General features: G+C 66.7%; 17 protein-coding genes. 10 read left to right on the top strand and 7 right to left on the bottom strand.

Translation table 11 applies throughout. From position 1 onward, the window contains the following. Positions 1-182: 182 nt before the first annotated feature. Together ACNI3K_RS12965 and ACNI3K_RS12970 are read left to right on the top strand one after the other, a co-directional pair. Positions 183-3,497, top strand: coding sequence for a family 43 glycosylhydrolase (locus tag ACNI3K_RS12965; RefSeq protein WP_419392316.1), 3,315 nt, complete (start codon positions 183-185; stop codon positions 3,495-3,497). A 28-nt stretch (positions 3,498-3,525) separates the two neighbouring features. Next, complete coding sequence (locus ACNI3K_RS12970) at positions 3,526-4,089, top strand: S-layer homology domain-containing protein (RefSeq protein ID WP_419392317.1); 564 nt, start codon at positions 3,526-3,528, stop codon at positions 4,087-4,089. A 65-nt stretch (positions 4,090-4,154) separates the two neighbouring features. On the opposite strand, the gene ACNI3K_RS12975 is transcribed toward ACNI3K_RS12970, so the two are convergent. Genes ACNI3K_RS12975 through ACNI3K_RS12985 form a run of 3 tightly spaced genes read right to left on the bottom strand, consistent with a single transcriptional unit; the run spans position 4,155 to position 6,906 of the window. Beyond that, complete coding sequence (locus ACNI3K_RS12975; protein WP_419392318.1) at positions 4,155-5,567, bottom strand: class II fumarate hydratase; 1,413 nt, start codon at positions 5,565-5,567, stop codon at positions 4,155-4,157. Positions 5,568-5,608: 41 nt separating this feature from the next. Next, positions 5,609-6,586 (bottom strand): carbohydrate kinase family protein, encoded by a 978-nt coding sequence (locus tag ACNI3K_RS12980; protein ID WP_419392319.1) that lies wholly within the window; start codon positions 6,584-6,586, stop codon positions 5,609-5,611. Further along, positions 6,583-6,906: an exodeoxyribonuclease VII small subunit gene (locus ACNI3K_RS12985; RefSeq protein WP_419392320.1), complete on the bottom strand. Its 324-nt coding sequence runs from the start codon at positions 6,904-6,906 to the stop codon at positions 6,583-6,585. The genes ACNI3K_RS12980 and ACNI3K_RS12985 overlap by 4 nt, the downstream gene beginning before the upstream one ends. A gap of 98 nt (positions 6,907-7,004) precedes the next feature. Here ACNI3K_RS12985 and ACNI3K_RS12990 point away from each other — a divergent pair, with 98 nt between their 5' ends. Next, positions 7,005-7,451 carry a hypothetical protein gene (locus ACNI3K_RS12990; RefSeq protein WP_419392321.1) on the top strand — a complete coding sequence of 149 codons (447 nt, stop codon included), beginning with the start codon at positions 7,005-7,007 and terminating at the stop codon, positions 7,449-7,451. Between the two features lie 24 nt (positions 7,452-7,475). On the opposite strand, the gene xseA is transcribed toward ACNI3K_RS12990, so the two are convergent. Then, complete coding sequence (gene xseA / locus ACNI3K_RS12995) at positions 7,476-8,768, bottom strand: exodeoxyribonuclease VII large subunit (RefSeq protein ID WP_419392322.1); 1,293 nt, start codon at positions 8,766-8,768, stop codon at positions 7,476-7,478. A 31-nt stretch (positions 8,769-8,799) separates the two neighbouring features. On the opposite strand from xseA, the gene ACNI3K_RS13000 reads away from it, so the two are divergent. Beyond that, on the top strand, positions 8,800-9,783 hold the full coding sequence (locus tag ACNI3K_RS13000; protein WP_419392323.1) for a 4-hydroxy-3-methylbut-2-enyl diphosphate reductase: 984 nt from the start codon (positions 8,800-8,802) through the stop codon (positions 9,781-9,783). Between the two features lie 131 nt (positions 9,784-9,914). Here ACNI3K_RS13000 and ACNI3K_RS13005 read toward each other — a convergent pair whose 3' ends face one another. Continuing rightward, complete coding sequence (locus ACNI3K_RS13005) at positions 9,915-11,228, bottom strand: DNA recombination protein RmuC (RefSeq protein ID WP_419392324.1); 1,314 nt, start codon at positions 11,226-11,228, stop codon at positions 9,915-9,917. A gap of 297 nt (positions 11,229-11,525) precedes the next feature. On the opposite strand from ACNI3K_RS13005, the gene ACNI3K_RS13010 reads away from it, so the two are divergent. From ACNI3K_RS13010 to ACNI3K_RS13025, 4 genes are all read left to right on the top strand, one after another. Further along, entirely contained in the window at positions 11,526-13,304 is a 1,779-nt protein-coding gene (locus tag ACNI3K_RS13010; RefSeq protein ID WP_419392325.1) for an ABC transporter substrate-binding protein, read from the top strand. 146 nt (positions 13,305-13,450) lie between these two features. Further along, on the top strand, positions 13,451-14,968 hold the full coding sequence (locus ACNI3K_RS13015) for an ABC transporter permease (protein ID WP_419392326.1): 1,518 nt from the start codon (positions 13,451-13,453) through the stop codon (positions 14,966-14,968). A gap of 28 nt (positions 14,969-14,996) precedes the next feature. Beyond that, on the top strand, positions 14,997-15,953 hold the full coding sequence (locus tag ACNI3K_RS13020; RefSeq protein ID WP_419392331.1) for an ABC transporter permease: 957 nt from the start codon (positions 14,997-14,999) through the stop codon (positions 15,951-15,953). After that, entirely contained in the window at positions 15,950-17,695 is a 1,746-nt protein-coding gene (locus ACNI3K_RS13025; protein WP_419392327.1) for an ABC transporter ATP-binding protein, read from the top strand. Before ACNI3K_RS13020 ends, ACNI3K_RS13025 begins: the two co-directional genes overlap by 4 nt. 17 nt (positions 17,696-17,712) lie before the next feature. On the opposite strand, the gene ACNI3K_RS13030 is transcribed toward ACNI3K_RS13025, so the two are convergent. Both ACNI3K_RS13030 and ACNI3K_RS13035 read right to left on the bottom strand, forming a co-directional pair. Then, positions 17,713-17,955: a hypothetical protein gene (locus ACNI3K_RS13030; protein WP_419392328.1), complete on the bottom strand. Its 243-nt coding sequence runs from the start codon at positions 17,953-17,955 to the stop codon at positions 17,713-17,715. Between the two features lie 75 nt (positions 17,956-18,030). Further along, positions 18,031-18,333 (bottom strand): putative quinol monooxygenase, encoded by a 303-nt coding sequence (locus ACNI3K_RS13035; protein ID WP_419392329.1) that lies wholly within the window; start codon positions 18,331-18,333, stop codon positions 18,031-18,033. A 137-nt stretch (positions 18,334-18,470) separates the two neighbouring features. Between ACNI3K_RS13035 and ychF the strand changes: the two genes are divergently transcribed. Next, positions 18,471-19,556, top strand: a complete 1,086-nt coding sequence (gene ychF, locus ACNI3K_RS13040; RefSeq protein WP_419392330.1) for a redox-regulated ATPase YchF — start codon at positions 18,471-18,473, stop codon at positions 19,554-19,556. Between the two features lie 187 nt (positions 19,557-19,743). Further along, positions 19,744-20,064: a pentapeptide repeat-containing protein gene (locus ACNI3K_RS13045; RefSeq protein WP_419392332.1), complete on the top strand. Its 321-nt coding sequence runs from the start codon at positions 19,744-19,746 to the stop codon at positions 20,062-20,064. Position 20,065 lies beyond the last annotated feature (1 nt).

Genomic DNA, 20,065 nt, shown 5'->3' on the forward strand with positions numbered 1-20,065 from the left:
CCGAGTTCCGCCCGTTCAACGAGACCACCCGCGACGCAATGGCGGCGTTCCTGAACCGCTACGACAACCTGGCCCAGTAGGGCAACGTGGAGCGCGCGCCGGGTGCGGGCGTGCGCTCCGAAGTCCAGTTCTCGCACCAAGTCGCCGTTCTCGGCACAACGAAGTGAAGTGAGGAACTACACATGGACCACAAGCACCTGTCCCGCCAGCGGCGAGGACGATCAATCGTGGCGGGGGCGGCTTCGGCTCTGCTGGCCGTTGGAATCCTCGCGGTGAGTCCCGCATCTGCAGACATCGGCGATGTCGAGGTCCCCGAGGGCTCCTGGATCGACGAGTTTGACTCCGAGACCCTCGACCCTCGGTGGTCGATCACCAACGAGTCTCCGGACGACTGGTCTCTGACTGACAACCCGGGCAGCCTGACCATCGACACGCTGATCGGCGACACGTATCAAGACAACAACTCCGCGCAGAACATCTTTTTGGTGGATGTGCCGGACGGTGACTTCACGGCAGTGACCCATGTGGAGGCCGAGGTGACCGCCCAGTACCAGGGTGCCGGCCTCATCGCATGGGGCGACTTCGACAACTATGTGCGCTACGGCAGGACTTTCGTGGGGTCCCTGCTCGATGACGCGGACATCGCGCTCGAGACGAACCTTGAGGTCGGAGGATCGTTCTCGGGCGATCTGGTGCCTCGTGACGGCTCGACCGGCGAGACCATGCGCATTCAGCGCGTGGGCGACACCGTGACCACCTCGGTCTGGGAGAACTCCACCTGGGTCGAGGCATCCTCCGTCGAGATCTCCTTCCCCATCACAAAGGTGGGTCTCTACGGGCTTGCATCGCTCGAGGGCAGCTCGATGTCCGCGACCTTCGATTACTTCGCTCTCGAGGCGACTGCGGCCTCTGTCGCCGCGGACGCCGATGCGCTGTCGCTGCCGACGACCACCACGACCGACCTTGACCTCCCGACTGAGGGCGGTTTCGGCTCGCAGATTGAGTGGGCCAGCTCCAATCCTGCGGTCATCGACGCGAATGGCGTCGTCACCCAGCCCGCAAGCCAGAACGAGACGGTCACGCTGACGGCGACCGTCAGCCAGGGCGGAGAGGTGACCACACGCGACTTCGACATCACGGTCATCGCCGACGACCCACAGGCCGAACTGGACTATCTCGCCGGCACCTTTGAGCTTGGTCAGTCGGTCGTGTGGGACGATCTCACGCTCGTGGACTCCTACGAAGACGCCACTGTCTCGTGGGCGAGCTCCGACGAGGCCGTGCTTGGCACCGACGGTACGGTGAACCGCGCTGCGGATGAGCGTGACGTGACGCTCACGGCGACGCTCGCGTTGGAAGGCGCCACCACGGATCTCCAGTTCGACGTCACGGTCCTCGCTGAGGTTGCCGGTGAGTTGGGCAGCTACATTGTCGACGGCAACAATGACGACACGGATAGTTTGCATCTCGCGTTGTCCGACGGCGGTGCCTTTGAGGCTCTGAATGATGGGAGCCCGGTCGCGTATGCGTCCGAGGGGTCGCGCCGTATTGGCTCGCCCACCTTGTTCCACCGTCCCGACGGTGGCTACGGACTGGTCGGTACGCTCAACTCCAGCTCGAACCAGATCTTTGTGTTCGACACGGACAACCTGATCCGCTACGGCAACGAGCGCCTGGTGCAGTTCGCGCCAGCGGGGCACGCCACGACTCGTGTCGCGGTGGAGTATGACAACTCGATCCAGGCCTATCGGCTGCACTACACGCGTACGTCGGATGGGCTTCACTTCGAGGTCACGACGAGCGACTTCTCGTCGTTCAGCGACCCTGTTGAGGTGGCGAGTGCTCCGGTGTTCGCCGCGGGTGACTACCCGGATGGGGCCCTGGAGGCTGACTCGATCGGGATCACGCAGGCGGAGTACGACTACCTCGCTGAGCGCCTGCTCGACCGGGTGCGCTCGACGAGCGTCGATCCGTTCGACCCGGTGACTGTAACTGTGGGTGACGATAGTGCGCTGCCTGGTTCGGCGATGGTGAACTACACGTCCGGCAACCAGGTGGAGATGGGTGTGGAGTGGGACGACGTGCCCACCACGCCTGGTGAGCACACGGTGACGGGCACGGTGCAGGCGCCGTTCCACTCGGACACCGAGGAGCCGGACCCGCTGGCGTGGCGCCGGGCGGACCCGGACGTGACGATCGGTGACGATGGGATGTACTACCTGACTGGTTCGTACCCGACGACGAACAATAGCGACCCTGAGGGCTACGACCGGGTGGTGCTGCGCCGTGCAGAGACCTTGGAGGGCCTCCAGGATGCGGCGGCGGATGAGGTGGTGATCTGGGACGAGTCCGAGACCACCGCTCACAACCGCTACATCTGGGCTCCGGAACTGTCCAAGATCGGTGACGACTGGTACATCCTGGTGACCACGTCGCGCGGAAATGGCAACTTTGATATCCGTCCCGCGATGCTCAAGTACTCCGGAGATGAGCTTTCCGGAGCTGCTGCGCTGGACCCGGCCAACTGGGAAGAGATCGGGTATGTCCAGTCGTTCGAGAACGACCCCAACGCGTTCACGTCGTTCTCGCTGGACATGTCGCACTTCGAACACAACGGCACTGACTACCTGACGTGGTCGGAGAAGCCTGGAGCCTCGTCGATTCGTATGGCGACCATCGACCCTGCGAACCCGCTGCAGCTGACCAGCACGTCGATTCTGTTGACCACTCCTGAGTACGCCTGGGAGATCAACACGGGTCAGGGACAGCGTGTGAACGAGGGCTCGGCTGTCGTCAAGCACGACGGCAAGGTGTTCGTGACGTTCTCCTCGTCGACCGTGGACACGGCCTACAACATCTCGGTGCTGTGGGCGGATGAGGACGCGGATCTCATGGATCCGGCCTCGTGGAGCAAGTTGGGTTACCCCCTGCTGCAGACGGCCGACGTTCCGGGCGCCTTCGGTCCCGGTCACAACTCGTTCACCGTGGACGAGTTCGGCAACCCCGTGCTCGTGTACCACGCACGTTCCTACGATGACCCGGCTAACCCCGGCGAGGCCAGCGACGGCGGCCTGAACGACCCGCGCCGCAATGCTCACGCCAAGCTGGTGCATTGGGACATCGACGGCATGCCGATTCTCGACATGACGCCCGAAGAGGAACTCGATCCCGCGATTGCGGACGTGAGCATTCAGGTCACGGTCGAGGCTCCCGACGTGGAGTTCTCGGATGTGGACGAGTCGCTGGAGCACTATGGCTCGATCATGTGGCTTGCGAGCCAGGGCATCACGCAGGGGTGGGAGACGGAGAACGGTACGGAGTTCCGTCCGTTCAACGCGATCACTCGTGATGCGATGGCGGCGTTCCTGTACCGGTATGCCGGTTCGCCTGAGGTGACGTTGCCGGCTCAGTCTCCGTTTGTGGATGCGGATGAGTCGCTGGAGCACTATGAGGCGATCGTGTGGCTGGCCCAGGAGGGNGTATGCCGGTTCGCCTGAGGTGACGTTGCCGGCTCAGTCTCCGTTTGTGGATGCGGATGAGTCGCTGGAGCACTATGAGGCGATCGTGTGGCTGGCCCAGGAGGGAATCTCCGAGGGTTGGGACACCAACGCAGGTCAGGAGTTCCGTCCGTTCGAACCCATCACTCGTGATGCGATGGCGGCGTTCCTGTACCGGTATGCCGGTTCGCCTGAGGTGACGTTGCCGGCTCAGTCTCCGTTTGTGGATGCGGATGAGTCGCTGGAGCACTATGAGGCGATCGTGTGGCTGGCCCAGGAGGGAATCTCCGAGGGTTGGGACACCAACGCAGGTCAGGAGTTCCGTCCGTTCGAACCCATCACTCGTGATGCGATGGCGGCGTTCTTGTACCGCCTGGCGGACGAGCCCACCTGGGTGGACCCGGTGAACTCGCCGTTCGTGGACATCACGTCCACCAACACGGAGTTCTACACCGAGATCACCTGGCTCGAGGACACCGGCATCACGACCGGGTGGGAGACGGATGAGGGAACCAGGTTCCTTCCCTACCGTTCGACCACTCGTGATGCGATGGCGGCGTTCCTGAACCGCTACGACAACCTGCAGGGCTAACAGCTCAGCACGCACGAGGGCCCCGGCACCGAGGAGGTGCCGGGGCCCTTCGTCGTGCTGTGGGGCTAGTGCTTGCCGGTCATGGTGGTGACGTCGAGCAGCGCGTCTAACCGCTCCTCGCTGATGTCGCCGCGCTCGACGAATCCCAGATCGACGGTCGCCTCGCGCACGGTCAGGCCCTCGGCGACGGCGTGCTTTGCGATCTTGGCGGCGTTCTCGTAGCCGATCACCCGGTTGAGCGGCGTCACGATGCTGGGGGAGGCCTCGGCGAGGCGTCGCGCGCGGTCGACGTTGGCGACGATCCCGTCGACGGTCCGCTCCGCGAGCACCTCGGAGGCGTTGCCCAGCAGGCGCATCGACTCGAGCACGCCGAGCGCCATCACGGGGATCTGCACGTTGAGCTCGAAGGACCCTGAGGCCCCGGCCCATGTCACGGTGGCGTCGTTGCCGACCACCCGCGCACACACCATCAGCACTGCCTCCGGCACGACAGGATTCACCTTGCCGGGCATGATCGAGGATCCGGGCTGCAGGTCGGGAAGCTGAATCTCGCCGAGCCCGGTATTCGGTCCCGAGCCCATCCACCGCAGGTCGTTGCAGATCTTGGTGAGCGACACGGCGATGACCTTGAGCGCTCCCGAGACCTCGACCAGGCCATCACGGGCGGACTGTGCCTCGAAGTGGTCCCGTGCCTCGGTGATGGGCAGCCCGGTGTCCTCCGCGAGCAGCGCGATCACGCGCTCCGGGAAGCCGTCGGGCGTGTTGATGCCGGTGCCGACGGCGGTGCCGCCGAGCGGCACCTCGGCCACCCTCGGCAGCGCGGCCTCGAGTCGCTCGATGCCACGCCTGACCGCAGCCGCGTAGCCGCCGAACTCTTGGCCCAGCGTCACGGGAGTGGCGTCCATCAGGTGCGTGCGCCCCGACTTGTACACCTCCGCGAACTCCGTCGACTTGGCCTCGAGCGACTGTGCGAGGCGCTCGAGCTGCGGCATCAGGTCGTTGACCAGGGTCGACGTTGCGGCGACATGCACTGACGTGGGGAAAACGTCGTTGGAGGACTGCGAGGCGTTGACGTGGTCGTTCGGGTGGACGTCGTCGCCGAGCGAACGGCTTGCCAGAGTCGCGATGACCTCGTTGGTGTTCATGTTCGAGCTGGTCCCCGAGCCGGTCTGGAACACGTCGACGGGGAAGTGCTCGTCGTGCGCACCCGAGGCGACCTCGTCGGCCGCCGCCACGATCGCATCGGCGATCGGACCCGAAAGCACGCCCAGCTCCGCGTTCGCGCGGGCGGCCGCCTTCTTCACTCGCGCGAGCGCCTCGATGTGGCGTCGCTCGAGGGTGATCCCGGATATGGGGAAGTTCTCGACGGCGCGCTGTGTCTGCGCGCGGTAGAGGGCGTGCGCGGGCACGCGCACCTCGCCCATCGTGTCGTGCTCGATGCGGTAGTCGGAAGCGGCGTCGCTAGAGTTCTCAGTCATGTCGCCCATTGTCGCAGAGCGCCGATGCGGGGGCGGGGCACCTAGGCCTCGCCAAGCTCCGCTCGGGTGGGTGGGTTGGCGCCGGCGCGCGAGACGGTGATGGCGCCGATGCGTGCGCAGCGCTCGAGCACGCCCGCGATGGTGGCGTCATCGATGTGGTGCAGCTCCTCACGGTGATCCGAGCCCAGGAGACCGGCCTCCCACAGCCCGTCGATCAGTCCGCTCATGAACGAGTCGCCGGCCCCCACTGTGTCCGCCACGTCGACCCGGGGCGCCTCCACGCTGACGTGGTGCCCGTCGTTCAGGTACGCAGTCGCACCGTCGCCACCCTTGGTCACCACTACCAGAGCCGGACCGCGAGCGGCCCAGTCGCGCGCGAGCGCCTCGATTCTCTCGGCCTGGGTGGTATGCGTGCCGGGGCTTGGAGCTGCGCGGGCGGTCAGCAGCCAGGCGAGGTCCTCGTCGGAGGCCTTCACGACATCGGCGAGCGCCACGACCCGCTCGATCGCGGCGAGCGCGGTGCTCGCGTCTCCCATCAGGGCGGGCCGCGCATTCGGGTCGTACGTGACGGTGGCGCGCTCTCGCATGGACTCGAGGATGCGGAGGACTGCGTCGCCGCCTGGAGCCAGCACCGCCGCGATGGAGCCGGTGTGGACCACGTCGGGAGCCACACCGGTGGCCGCAGCAGCCTCGATGTCCCACGTGAGGTCGAAGTCGTAGTCGGCCGCTCCTGTGCCATCCAAGGTGGCGGTGGCTACCGAGGTGCGGGGCGCATCGGCCGATCCCTCGACCAGCGCGACCGCGGACTCCTCGAGGTGTGCGCGCACCATGTCGCCGTGAGCGTCACGGCCGAACCGCGTGAGCAGCGACACGTCCCGACCGAGCCTTCCGAGGCCGATGGCGACGTTGGCCGGCGAGCCCCCGGGGTAGGTCTCAACCGAGCCGTCGGGCCTGCGCACCACGTCGACGAGGGCCTCCCCAATGACCAGGGCGCTGCCTTCGCGGGCGGGGTCGGTCATCGCTCGTCCTGCTCAGAATCCTGGCCCGCCGCCGCATCTGCGGGCACGATGCCGATGACGCCTGCATCCGCAACGTCGTCGTCAGCAGCGCCGTCCTCAGCGGTGTCGCCGTCGCCCGTGTCCCCCCGGGCGTCGGCGATCCGCTCCTGGGCGCCCTCGAGCAGCTCCTGGCAGCGCGCAGCCAGCGCCTCGCCCCGCTCCCACAGCCCGACGGACTCGTCGAGCGTCGCGGCTCCCGCCTCGAGCTTCGCGACGATCGCGATCAGCTCGTCGCGGGCCTGCTCGTAGGTGAGCGTGGAGACATCGGCGGCATGAGGCATATGCCACACGCTATCGCGTCATGATCGGGCTGTGCGGCACTCTCATCTTGTAACTTGCGTGCAACTTCTCTGCACAGTGATCTCTTCACAACGGGGTGATGATGATGTTCAGTGAGAACTATTCGAGCCAGACGGCGCTCGCCAGCGTCCAGAAGGCGTTGGATCCCAACCTGACGGACCGTGAGCTCGCTTCCATGGCACGGGCGGACGAGGTGAAGGTGCGAGCGGCCGTGGCCGAGCGCGCCGACACTCCCGTCATGACCCTGCTCAAGCTCTCGAGGGACCCGTCCCCGGCGGTGCGGGCCGGAGTCGCGAGCAATCCGAGCCCCGACGTGCCCGAGGATCTCTTCCTCGAGCTGGCCTCCGACAAGGCTCCCGAGGTGGTCTTTGCGTTGATCTACAACCACGCGGTCCCCCGAGCAGTGATCGCGAAGCTCGCGCGCCAGATTCACAAGAAGCACTCGGGAGCGGCACGCGCCCGGCTGGCGTCCGCGAGCACCGGGCCCTCCGACTCCGCGATCGTCGGGATCGCGACCAAGCGCTGAGACGGACGCGACGGGCTGCGCCTGCTACTTGCCGACGGAGGTGACGTTGGCCGCGATCTCGCCCTGGCCCAGGCGGATCCGCAACGGATCGCCCTCGTGCACTGCCGATGCGCGGGTCACCACCGCACCGGCCGCGTCTCGCACGATCGCGTAGCCGCGGTCAAGGGTGCCCTGAGGGCTGAGCGCGCGGAGCGACGCCGCCAGCTCGCGCGTGGCGCCGTCGGCGCCTGAGAGGATCGCCACCAGCGCGCGACCGGCAGACTGGCGCGCCTGCGCGACCGCATCCCGATAGGGATCGAGCATGCGGTGAGGATGTGCGAGCACGGGGCGCGAACGGAACTGCTCGAGACCGCGCGCCTCGCGCGCGACCAGTGCCTCGAGCGCCTCACGCATGTCGCGGCGCGCCTGGTCGATGCCCGCAGCCTCCTGGGCCGCATCGGGCACGATCCGCTTGCCGGCATCGGTGGGCGTCGATGCCCTGTAGTCGGCGACGAGGTCGAGCACGGGGGAGTCCTTCTCGTGCCCGATGGCGCTCACCAACGGGGTCGTGCACGCTGCTGCGGCACGCACCACCCGCTCGTCCGAGAACGCGATGAGGTCCTCGAAGGAACCGCCGCCGCGCGCGACCACGATGACGTCGACGCCGGGCGCCGTGTCCAGATCGGCGATGGCCTCGCTCACCTCCCGCACGGCGTGCTGGCCCTGCACGGACACGCGTCGGATCTCGAAACGCACGGACGGCCACCGCTCGGTGGCGTTCACCACGACATCATGCTCCGCCTCGCCCTGGGTGGCGCAGACGAGCCCCACGATGCGCGGTACGAAGGGGAGGGGGCGCTTGCGCTCGGCGTCGAACAGGCCCTCGGCGGCCAGTGCCTCCTTGAGCGCCTCGATCCGTGCAAGCAGGTCGCCCACCCCGGCGTGCCGAATGTCGCCGGCATCGAGCTTGAGCGCTCCTGAGCGGGCCCACCAGCGTGGGCGGGCATGCACCACCACCCGGGACCCGTCATCGAGCGGCGTACCCATCCGGTCCACGACGGACGAGAGCGCCGAGACGCCCAGCGTCGCGTTCTCGCTCGGGTCGCGCAGGTCGAAGAAGACGAGGTTCTTCCACCGCGACGGGCGCAGCACCTGGCCCTCGACCCACACCGGCCCCATGCGGTGCACGTACTGGCCGATCTTGCCGGTGAGGTGGTGCACGGGCCACGGGTGCTCGGCGCTGGTGTCCGCCGCAGTGCCGGGCATTTCGGCCGCAGGATCGCGGGAAGCATCCGCGCCGCGCGAAGCGTTGTCAGGGTGAATCGAACCGTCGGTCACGTCCCCTAGCGTGCCACGTAGACTGGAGCATATGCCTTCCCTTAATGACAAGCGCGTCCTTCTCGCGGCACCTCGCGGCTACTGTGCGGGAGTCGACCGCGCCGTCATCGCGGTCGAGAAGGCCCTCGAGATGCACGGCGCCCCGATTTATGTGCGCAAGGAGATCGTCCACAACAAGTACGTGGTCGAGACGCTGTCCGAGCGCGGCGCGATCTTCGTCGACGAGACGGACCAGGTTCCCGAGGGCGCCCGCGTGGTGTTCTCGGCTCACGGCGTCTCGCCCGCAGTTCGCTCGAGCGCCGATGCGCGCGGCCTGGTGTCCATCGACGCCACCTGCCCGCTGGTCACCAAGGTGCACAAGGAGGCCATCCGCTTCGCGCGTGAGGACCAGACCATCCTGCTGATCGGCCACGAGGGCCACGAGGAGGTCGAGGGCACCGCCGGCGAGGCGCCCGAGCACACCATCGTGGTGAACTCGCCCGAAGAGGCGGACCGCGTGGTCGTGCCCGACCCTGACAACGTGGTGTGGCTGTCGCAGACCACGCTGTCCGTCGACGAGACCATGGACACCGTCCACCGTTTGCGCGCGCGTTTCCCCAACTTGCAGGACCCGCCCAGCGACGACATCTGCTACGCCACCCAGAACCGCCAGGTGGCCGTCAAGAAGCTGGCGCCCGAGAGCGACCTGGTGATCGTGGTGGGCTCCGCGAACTCCTCGAACTCGGTGCGCTTAGTCGAGGTCGCGCTGCAGGCGGGCGCCCGCTCGTCCTATCGCGTCGACACCCACAAGGAGATCGACGAGGCGTGGCTCGAGGGCGTGACCACGGTGGGCCTGACCTCCGGCGCATCGGTGCCCGAGATCCTTGTCAAGGACGTCATCGGCTACCTCGCCGAGCGCGGCTACGAGACGGTTGAAGAGGTGCGCACCGCGACCGAGGACCTGATGTTCTCGCTGCCGCGCGAGATCCGCGCCGACATGAAGACCAAAGAGGCCGAGCGCGCAATGCAGGCCTAACCCCTATCCGGCACTCATTGTCGCTTCTGGGAGGTCTCGGGTCCCTGTCCGGCACCCCTGCGACAACGAGTGCCGGACAGCACGGCATCCTGTGCCTGAGGCGACAATGAGTGCCGGACAGAACTGGGGCTCTAGGGGCGGTCGGTGAGCTCCGGCGCGGTGAGTTCGCGGGGCTCGGTGGCCACCTGCTCCACCTCCGGCAGCGGCGCATCGATCTGCTGCATGTCGCGGAACTTGCGCGCGCTCACCAGCACTCGGGACTCGAGCGACGCGACGGTCTGGTTGTAGGCGCGGCTCGCCCCCTCGATGGCGCGGCCTACCTTGGCGAGGTGCTCGCCCATGGTCGACAGCCGGTCGTACAGCTCCTTGCCGGTGGTCAGGACGTCCTGCGCGTTCTTCGCCAGCGCATCCTCCTTCCACGCATGCGCCACGGTGCGCAGCATCGCCACCAGCGTCGTGGGCGTCGCGATGAAGACCCGCTTGCCGTACGCGTACTCCTGCAGGTCGCCGTCCTGCTCGAGCGCCGACTGGTAGAAGGCCTCGGACGGCACGAACATCACGACGAACTCGGGAGCCGACCGGAACTGCTCCCAGTACCGCTTGGCGGCGAGATCGTCCACGTGCTTGCGGATGTGGCGGGCATGAGCGCGCAGCCGGTCCGCGCGCACCTCTTCATCGTCGGTCTCGAAGGCCTCGATGAGCGCGGACAGCGCGACCTTGGAATCGACCACGATGGTGCGACCGCCAGCGAGTTTGACCGTCAGGTCCGGCCGCTGTAGCCGCCCTTCGCCATCACGGACGGAGTCCTGCTCGGTGAAGTCGACGTGCTCGACCATGCCCGCGAGCTCCACGACCCGCCGCAGTTGCACCTCACCCCAGTTGCCGCGCACGTCCGAGCGCCGCAGCGTGTTGATGAAGTCGGTGGTGCGCTTGTCGAGCTTGTCAGAGGCAGCGAGCATCTGCCGCACCTGCTCGGACAGCTGCGCGTGGCCGCTGGCGCGGGCCTTGTCGGCCTCCGCGGTCTGGCGCTGGACGACGTCGAGTGCCTTCGCCATGGGTTCCACGAGCTGGCGGACGGCCTGCTCGCGCTTGGCCAGTTCAGCCTCGCCTGCCTGCCGCTCGCGCGCTAGCCGCTCACGTGCCACCTCGAGCAGCGACTCCTGGCTCGCCTTCAGGGTCTGCTGGGACAGCACGGCGAACTGCTGACGCATGGTCTCCTGATCGCCCCGCACCTGCGCCACGTAGCGCTCGTGAGCGGAGGTGAGCTCGACCTCTCGCTGGGACCACGCATCGGCCTGGCGCTGAACCTGCTGCTCGAGCATCGCGGCGCGCTCGCGCGCGAGCGCTGCCTGGGTGCGGAGATCCGACGAGCGCCGCGACGCCGCAAGGTAGCCGCCTGCGAGCCCTGCGAGAAGCGCCGATGCGGCGATGACGGTTTCGACCATGCCACCACGCTCCCACGCACGGCTGACATGCCGAGGCCGACCCGCGCATAGGACATGCGACACGCTCGAGACGACACGACGTTGGTCCTAGGTGCGCACCTGGGGCGCACCTATGATGTGGTCTTGGTCACATTTTGGGCACGGATAAGGCCGTCGTGGGCACCTGAAACACGATCGTTACCGAACATTTCGTACCCTGGACGGCACCGCGGGGAAACTCCCCGTTGCCTTCACGCCCGCGTAGGTGCTCGAAACCCGGGTCCGATCACGCAGGCGTGTGAAGTGAGAGGACACAGCATGAAGTTCGGCAAGTTCGGGAAGGGCGCCGCTGTCATTGCGATGGCGACCCTGGCCCTCGCCGCATGTACGTCCGAGGATCCAGACGGCGACACGCCCGAGACCTCGGCTACTGAGTCGGTTGCGACCGGCGGTACCAACGACGACACGATCTACTACTCGGCAGGCGAGGTCGAGTGGAACGGGTACAACGACGTCACGTCGGCGACCTACTCCACCTACAACTCGGTCGTCAACGACCGCGTGCGCAGCGGCTTCGTGTACTTCGGCCCGAACGCTGAGATCCTGCCCAACGAGGACATCGGTTCATTCGAGCTCGTCTCCGAGGACCCCATGGTCGTCGACTACACGATCAACGAGGACGCTGTCTGGTCCGACGGCGAGCCCATCAAGTATGAGGACATGCTGCTGGGCTGGGCGACGCAGGCGATCACCGACGGCGAGGACGAGGACGGCAACCCCACTGCCCTGTTCGACCACGTCAGCGGCCTTGACTACGGCGACCGCGTGCCTGAGGGCCCGCAGGGCGAGCCCGGCGGCAAGTCGTTCTCGATCGAGTACACCAACCCTTACCCGGACTACCAGCTCACCGAGATCTTCGAGTTCCCGGCGCACATCGTCGCCGAGCAGGCTGGCATGACGCTCGAGGAGATGGTCACCGCGATCCAGGAGCAGGACGTTGAGGCACTGCGCCCCGCCGCCGAGTTCTGGAACACCGAGTGGATTTCCAGCACTCCTGGTGAACTGCCCGACCCGGCGCTCGCGCTCTCGTCCGGCCCGTACACCTACGGGTCCTGGGAAGCCGGCCAGTCGATCACCCTCGTTCCGAACGAGAACTGGTGGGGTACCCCGCCCGCGACGCGCGAGCTCGTGTTCCGCTTCGCCTCCGCCGACTCGCACGTGCAGGCACTCGCAAACGGCGACCTGAACGTCATCGAGCCGCAGGCGACTGTTGACACGATCGACCAGATCAACGCACTGGGCGACTCCGTCACGCTCGGCACCTTCCAGACGCTGATCTGGGAGCACCTGGACATCAGCCGTCTCGAGGGTGCCGCTCTCGCGGACAGCCCCGAGCTTCGCGAGGCATTCGCCATGTGCGTGCCCCGTCAGCTCATCGTGGACAACCTGATCAAGCCGATCAACCCGGACGCGACCGTGATGAACACTCGTGAGGTGTTCCCCTTCCAGGACACCTACGACGAGGTCGTCGAGGCGTCCTACGACGGTCAGTACGACGAGGTCGACATCGAAGGCGCGGCAGCCCTCATCGAGGAGGCCGGCGTCGAGACCCCCGTCAACGTGCGAATCGGCTACTCGGGCCCCAACCCGCGCCGCACCGACCAGGTTGCGCTGATCAAGGACTCGTGCGACCAGGCGGGCTTCGAGATCGAGGACATCGGCAACCCCGACTTCTTCGCCGCTGGAGGCAACCTCGACACCGGTGACTTCGACGTCGCGCTGTTCGCGTGGTCGGGTTCCGGCCAGATCACGTCCGGTCAGAACATCTACGCGACTGACCGTCCGCAGAACTACATCGGCTACTCGAACGAGACGGTCGACGAGGCCTGGGACACCCTGACCTCGACGCTCGACACCGATGTGCACCTCGAGCAGACCAAGATCATCGAGCGTGCGCTCTGGGAGGACCTCTACGGCATCCCGATCTTCGCGCACCCCGGTGTCGCGGCGTGGGACTCCACCATCCAGAACATTGAGCCCACCTCGGCTCAGTCCGGTATCGTGTGGAACGCTGAAGAGTGGGTCCGCGCCGAATAGGCACGGACTGACCTTGCACTCGACCGGTGGGGAGCGGCGCTTGCCTCTCCCCACCGGTCATGCATGAGTGGCTGGAGCGTCAGGGTTGACGCGGCGAGTCGTTCGCGCGAGCGTCTGACCACTCACCTCGAGAAAGTTCTGCATCTATGACCAGGTTTGTCCTCAGACGGCTGGCTGTGTCGAGCGTGATCCTGCTCGTCGGCTCGCTGCTGATGTTCGTCCTCACGATCAACGCTGGCGACCCGCTGGAGGATCTGAGGGAGTCGACCGCCTCGAACCGCGAGCAGCTCATCGAGTCCCGGATCGACAACATGGGCCTCGACCTTCCGTGGTACCAGCGCTACGGCCAGTGGCTCACCGGCGCCGCCGGCTGCATCGTCGGCCAGTGCGATCTGGGAACCGACCGCGCGGGCACGGATGTGAGCGCGCTGTTGGAGCAGGCCGCAGGCTCGACGCTCCGCCTGGTCACGATCGCCACCTTCGCGGCCATCATCATCGGTGTCATCGTCGGTATTCTCACGGCGCTACGCCAGTACTCCGGGTTCGACTACGCGGTCACCTTCCTGGCGTTCCTGTTCTTCTCGCTGCCGGTGTTCTGGGCGGCGGTGCTCCTCAAGGAGTACGGCGCGATCCGCTACAACGACTGGATGGCGGATCCACAGATATCGGTGGTCCAAGCGTTCATCGTCGGCATCGTGCTCGCCGCGGTCATCCAGGCGATCCTGGGCGGCGATCTGAAGCGACGGCTGCTGACCGCTAGCGCCACAGGCGCGTTTGCCGTCATCGCGCTGCTGGTCTTCACGTACATCGGCTGGTGGCGCAACCCAGCGCTCGGCGTCGGCCTCGTGCTGGTCGTGTCTGCCGCGTTCGCCGTCGGCATCACGGCGCTGATCACGGGCATCGATAACCGCCGGGTGCTGTACTCCACCCTCACGACCGTCGGGGTGGGCGCGGTGATGTTCTTCGCCGTCGACCCGCTCCTCGACGAGCCGAGCTGGCTCGTCCTGATCGGCCTGTTCGTCTCCGCCATTGTGGTGGGCCTCGTGGTCGGCCGCCTGTGGGGCGGCTACTCTCGCGGCGTGGCGATGGCGCTGTCCGCAGTCACGGCGGCCTTCATGGCCTTCATGACGGCCGCGGACCGCGTGGTGTACGCATGGGCGGGCTTCCTCGACTTGAAGCCCCGACCGATCTCGACCATCGGCTCGCAGACCCCCAACTTTGGCGGCGACTTCTGGGAGTCCGTGCTCGACCTCGGTACGCAGCTACTGCTCCCCACCCTGCTGCTGACCCTGATCTCGGTCGCCACCTACTCGCGGTACACGCGCAGCTCGATGCTCGAGACCCTCAACCAGGACTACGTCCGCACCGCCCGCTCGAAGGGGCTGTCCGAGCGCACCGTCATCGTCAAGCACGCCTTCCGCAACGCGCTCATCCCCATCACGACCATCGTCGCCTTCGACTTCGCGGCCCTGATCTCGGGTGCCGTCATCACGGAGGCAGTGTTCGGGTGGAAGGGAATGGGCGAACTGTTCCGCAGCGGCCTCCACAACACTGACCCCGCACCCGTCATGGCCTTCTTCCTCGTGACGGCGATCGCGGCGATCATCATGAACCTGATCGCGGACATCAGCTACGCGTTCCTCGACCCCAGGATCAGGAGGTAGGGCCATGAGTGATCGTCCTGAGTTCGGCATGCCGGAGGGCCCGGTCGCGGTGCCGGAGAGCACGGTGATCGACGGCCCGGACCGCGAGGAGAAGTCCTACAGCCAGGGCCAACTCGTGCGGCGGCGTTTCTTCCGCCACAAGGGTGCGATGGTGGCGCTCGGTGTGCTCCTGTTCGTGACGCTGCTGGCGTTCACGTCGATCGGGTTCGGTCCCATCCCGGGGTGGTGGGGCAAGAACTTCACCGACACGGGGCCGATCCTCGACGGCGGCCGGCCCACCATCGGCTGGTTCACGCTCGGTGAGCACCCGTTCGGCCAGGACCAGACGGGGCGCGACTTCTTCGCGTTGACGATGCGCGGGACCCAGATCTCGCTCACCATCGCCTTCATCGTCGGCATCGTCTCGACCATCATCGGCACGATCATCGGCGCCATCGCGGGTTTCTTCCGCGGCTGGGCCGAGGCGTTCCTGATGCGCATGACGGACCTCTTCATCATCATCCCGCTGCTGGTGCTCGCCGCCGTCCTGGGCCGCATCGCGGGCGACCAGGGCATCGTCGTCCTGTCCCTGACGCTTGCCGCCGTCACGTGGACGTCGCTGGCGCGCCTGGTGCGTGGCGAGGTGCTGTCGCTGCGCGAACGTGAGTTCGTCATGGCGGCCCGCGCAATCGGCACCGGCTCGGCGCGCATCATCGCGCGCCACATCCTGCCGAACACGGTGGGCGTGATCATCGTCGCGACGACGTTCGCCATCGCGGCGGCAATCCTGCTTGAGACGGCGTTGAGCTTCCTGGGCTTCGGGGTGCAGCCACCCGACATCTCTCTCGGCTCCCTGATCGACCGCTACCAGACCGCCTTCACGTCGCGCCCGTGGCTGTTCTGGTTCCCGGGCATGTTCATTCTCGCGATCGCGCTGAGCGTGAACTTCATCGGCGACGGGCTGCGCGACGCGTTCGACCCGCGACAGAACAAGGACGGTCGATGATGAGCTTCACTGCAGACGTCAACACCTTCGAGACCGCTCCCGAACCCTCGGGCGCGGTGCTGTCCTTCGACAACCTGGATGTGCGATTCGGCACCGAGTTCGGCCAGGTGCACGCAGTCAAGGGAATCTCGATCGAGGTTCAGCGCGGAGAGGTGCTGGCCCTCGTGGGCGAGTCCGGCTCGGGCAAGTCGGTGACCTCGATGTCCGCGATGGGGCTGCTCCCGGGCAACGCCCGCGTGACTGGCGACATCTCCGTGGCAGGCAAGGTCATCGGCTCGCTCAGCGACAAGGGGCTCCGCCAGCTGCGCGGCAACGACGTCGCGATGGTGTTCCAGGAGCCGATGACGGCACTGAACCCCGTGCTCACCGTGCGCACCCAGTTGACGGAGGCTCTCGAGCTTCACGGCATCGCGTTCGGCAAGGCGGCCGAGTCGCGGGCGATCGAGTTGCTGCGCATGGTGGGGATTCCGGACGCCGAGAAGCGCATCAGCCAATACCCGCACGAGTTCTCGGGCGGGCAGCGCCAGCGCATCGTCATCGCCATGGCGATCTCGTGCGACCCGCAGGTGATCATCGCGGACGAGCCCACCACTGCGCTCGACGTGACCGTCCAGGCGGAGATCCTCGACCTGCTGCGGTCGCTCAAGGACGAGCTCAACACGGGCATCCTGCTGATCACCCACAACATGGGCGTGGTGGCGGACATGGCCGATCGCGTGGCGGTCATGTACCAAGGCGACCTCGTCGAGACCGGTACCGCGCACGAGGTGCTCACCAACCCCCAGCACGAGTACACGCAGCGTCTGCTCGATGCCGTGCCGCACCTGGGGCGTCGGGGCGTCACACCTCCGGTTGAGCAGGACGAGTCGCCACGGTCGCTCGAGGTGCGGGACCTGGTCGTCGAGTACCACCGCACTGGCAAGGAGCCGTTCCGCGCCGTCGACGGCGTCTCGTTCGACGTCAACCACGGCGAGATCGTGGGGCTGGTGGGGGAGTCGGGTTCCGGCAAGTCGACCATCGCCCGGTGTGCGCTGGGCCTCATCCCCGCCGCCTCTGGAAGCGTGTCGATCCTGGGCCAGGACATCACCACCATGAAGCGGGCCGAGCTCAAAGCGCTGCGCCGCCGCATCGGGGTCGTCTTCCAGGACCCCGCCAGCTCGCTGAACCCGCGACTGCCCGTCGGGGACTGCATCGCCGAGCCGATGGAGGTCCACAAGATCGGCGACAAGGCCGCGCGGCGCGCCAAGGTCGCGGAGCTGCTCGAGGCCGTTGAACTGCCGCGCAGCGTCGCCAACCGCTATCCGCACGAGCTCTCGGGCGGCCAGCGTCAGCGCGTGTCGATCGCTCGCGCGCTGTCCCTGGACCCGGAGTTCCTGGTGGCCGACGAGCCCACGTCCGCGCTGGACGTTTCCGTGCAGGCGTCCGTGCTGAAGATGTTCACGGCGCTGCAGGAGCGCTACGAGTTCGGCTGCCTGTTCGTGAGCCACGATCTTGCGGTCGTGGACACCTTGGCGGACCGCGTGGTGGTGCTGAAGGACGGTTCCGTGGTGGAGCAGGGCGACCGCACGCAGGTGCTCAGCAACCCCACGGAGGAGTACACCCGCAGGCTGTTGATCGCCGCGCCGGTGCCGGATCCCGACGACCAGCTCGCGCGCCGCAAGGCCCGCTACGAGTTCATGAAGGAGATCGGCGAGGAGGACCACGGCCTCCACGTCGACGGGACCTCGCGCCGCCACACGTGACCTGAGGGCGCCCTGGGCTAGTCCGTGTTCGGGCTTCCATCCGGCCGATGCGCGGCTCGGGTGGGGTGCGGAAGGACGGCGGCATTGGCCGAGAATGGCTCAGGCGGCTCGTCCATCCCCGGGATATGCACCTCGTCGCCGTCTGCGTCCGTGAGGGGCGGCCCGGCAACCGGGGAGGGTGCGGGCAGGATCTTCTCCGACGCCAGGTAGCTGGCCATTTCAGCTTCGCCGGGGTTGAAGATCGATCCGAGTTCCGTCATGTGCTGACACTACGCCCGCCCCGTCTCGTTGGCATGGGAGCTCAGCGCCCTCCCTCCGCCAGGCAACGGCAGGGGTCAGTCCCGCAGCGGTGAGCCGGAGACAGTGAACTGGCTGCCGCCCATCTCGCCGGTCAGCAGTGGCATCGCTTCCTGAATGGCGGCACGCACGCTGTCGAGCTGGAGCGACGCGCGATGCGCGTCGGCCGAGGTCCACAGTTCCGCGACGAACACGGTGTCAGGGTTGTCCTGGTTGACTCCCACCTCGTACAGCAGGCAGCCGGCCTCGCTGAGCTGGGGGTTGGGCCGGGTCAGAATCGCCACCACCTCGTCGCGCTTGCCGGGTTGGACGCCGAGGGTTCCGACATTCGCGAAGGTCATGGTCGTCACGGTAGCGCGCCGCGCGGATCTGCACGAGGGGCCGCCCGCGAAGGAGGCGCGGGTCAAGACTGCTCAGCCCGCGCATCGGCCGGCTGCTGTGCCCCCGAAGCGAGCGGCGGCAACTAGACTTGGTCCCCGTGGCTCTCACTATCGGAATCGTCGGACTGCCCAACGTGGGCAAGTCCACCCTGTTCAATGCTCTGACGCGGGCGGAGGTGCTCGCGGCGAACTATCCGTTCGCGACGATCGAGCCCAACATCGGCGTGGTGCCGCTGCCGGACGCGCGGCTGGGCCGCCTCGCCGAGGTGTTCAAGAGCGAGAAGGAGCTGCCGGCCACCGTGTCATTCGTCGACATCGCCGGCATCGTCAAGGGCGCCTCCGAGGGCGAAGGCCTGGGCAACGCGTTCCTCGCCAACATTCGCGAGGCCGATGCGATCTGCCAGGTCACGCGTGCGTTCGACGATGCGGACGTCACCCGGGTGGACGGCTCCACCGATGAGGCCGGCGACCTCGAGACCATCGCCACTGAGCTGATCCTCGCGGACCTCCAGACCCTCGAGAAGGTGATCCCGCGCCTCGAGAAGGAGGTGCGCACCAAGAAGGGCCCCGCCGAGCAGCTCGCCGCCGCCACTCAAGCCAAAGAACTGCTGGAGGCCGGCCAGACCCTGTTCGCGGGCGCCGCCGCCGCGGGAATCGACACCGCAGAGCTGCGAGAGTTCAACCTGCTCACCACCAAGCCGTTCATCTACGTGTTCAACACGGACGATGCAGGGCTGATGGACGAGGACAAGAAGGCGCGGCTCGAGGCGCTGGTCGCGCCCGCCAAGGCGATCTTCCTGGATGCCAAGTTCGAGTCCGAGCTCATCGAGCTCGACGAGGCCGAGGCCCGCGAGATGCTCGAGTCCACCGGCCAGACCGAGTCTGGGCTCTCGCAGCTCGCTCACATCGGCTTCGACACCCTCGGCCTCCAGACGTATCTGACTGCCGGCCCCAAGGAGTCACGCGCGTGGACGATCCGCAAGGGCTGGACCGCACCCCAGGCCGCCGGCGTGATCCACACGGACTTCGAGAAGGGCTTCATCAAGGCCGAGGTGGTCGGCTTCGACGACCTCATGGAGTACGGCTCGATGGCCGATGCGAAGGCCGCGGGCAAGGTGCGCATCGAGGGCAAGGACTACGTCATGCACGACGGCGACGTGGTCGAATTTCGCTTCAACGTGTAGTTCTGGTTTAACCTCTGGACGCTGACGGCACGCTCGTAGGGTGTCCCGGGGTGTCCCGTCTGCCAGTGATCGAGGACGAACGTACCGTCGTGGTGAGTGCGCCCATGAGTACGCTTTGGGCATGAGCCCGAACCGGCCCGATGCGGCCGATCTTCGCACGGTACTTGCCGGCGCTACGTATGGCGCGATGCTCAGCGGGCTCAATTTGTCCCAAGCTTCACTCGTGTCCGTGTCGGGGCCGGGAACCCTGTGGCTGGACCATTGCACGTTTGCGGGTGCAGATCTTCGTCACGCAACGCTCGACGATTGGCATTTCAAACTCTGCGATCTCACCAGCGCGAATCTCCGTGGTGCTTCCCTGCGCGGAACATCGTTCGCTGGATGCGATCTGACAGGGGCAGACCTGCGCGACACCTGTCGACGACGTTCGAATGTGGAGCCAATGCGACGTTTGAAAACGGAGCCACCATGTTGTCGTGTCGTTAGTCTGCCTGATCTTGGTTTCTGAT

It is taken from the genome of Demequina ureilytica, assembly GCF_048553575.1.
Classification (GTDB): domain Bacteria; phylum Actinomycetota; class Actinomycetes; order Actinomycetales; family Demequinaceae; genus Demequina.

Bases quoted from the DNA above. Each gene is read 5' to 3' on its own strand.
- ACNI3K_RS13005 (WP_419392324.1), bottom strand. From the start codon at position 11,228: ATGGTCGAAACCGTCATCGCCGCATCGGCGCTTCTCGCAGGGCTCGCA.
- ACNI3K_RS13045 (WP_419392332.1), top strand. From the start codon at position 19,744: ATGCTCAGCGGGCTCAATTTGTCCCAAGCTTCACTCGTGTCCGTGTCG.
- ACNI3K_RS13010 (WP_419392325.1), top strand. From the start codon at position 11,526: ATGAAGTTCGGCAAGTTCGGGAAGGGCGCCGCTGTCATTGCGATGGCG.
- ACNI3K_RS13025 (WP_419392327.1), top strand. From the start codon at position 15,950: ATGATGAGCTTCACTGCAGACGTCAACACCTTCGAGACCGCTCCCGAA.
- ACNI3K_RS13020 (WP_419392331.1), top strand. From the start codon at position 14,997: ATGCCGGAGGGCCCGGTCGCGGTGCCGGAGAGCACGGTGATCGACGGC.
- ACNI3K_RS13000 (WP_419392323.1), top strand. From the start codon at position 8,800: ATGCCTTCCCTTAATGACAAGCGCGTCCTTCTCGCGGCACCTCGCGGC.
- ACNI3K_RS13035 (WP_419392329.1), bottom strand. From the start codon at position 18,333: ATGACCTTCGCGAATGTCGGAACCCTCGGCGTCCAACCCGGCAAGCGC.
- ACNI3K_RS12980 (WP_419392319.1), bottom strand. From the start codon at position 6,586: ATGACCGACCCCGCCCGCGAAGGCAGCGCCCTGGTCATTGGGGAGGCC.
- ACNI3K_RS12990 (WP_419392321.1), top strand. From the start codon at position 7,005: ATGATGATGTTCAGTGAGAACTATTCGAGCCAGACGGCGCTCGCCAGC.
- ACNI3K_RS13030 (WP_419392328.1), bottom strand. From the start codon at position 17,955: ATGACGGAACTCGGATCGATCTTCAACCCCGGCGAAGCTGAAATGGCC.
- ACNI3K_RS13015 (WP_419392326.1), top strand. From the start codon at position 13,451: ATGACCAGGTTTGTCCTCAGACGGCTGGCTGTGTCGAGCGTGATCCTG.
- ACNI3K_RS12975 (WP_419392318.1), bottom strand. From the start codon at position 5,567: ATGACTGAGAACTCTAGCGACGCCGCTTCCGACTACCGCATCGAGCAC.
- ACNI3K_RS12985 (WP_419392320.1), bottom strand. From the start codon at position 6,906: ATGCCTCATGCCGCCGATGTCTCCACGCTCACCTACGAGCAGGCCCGC.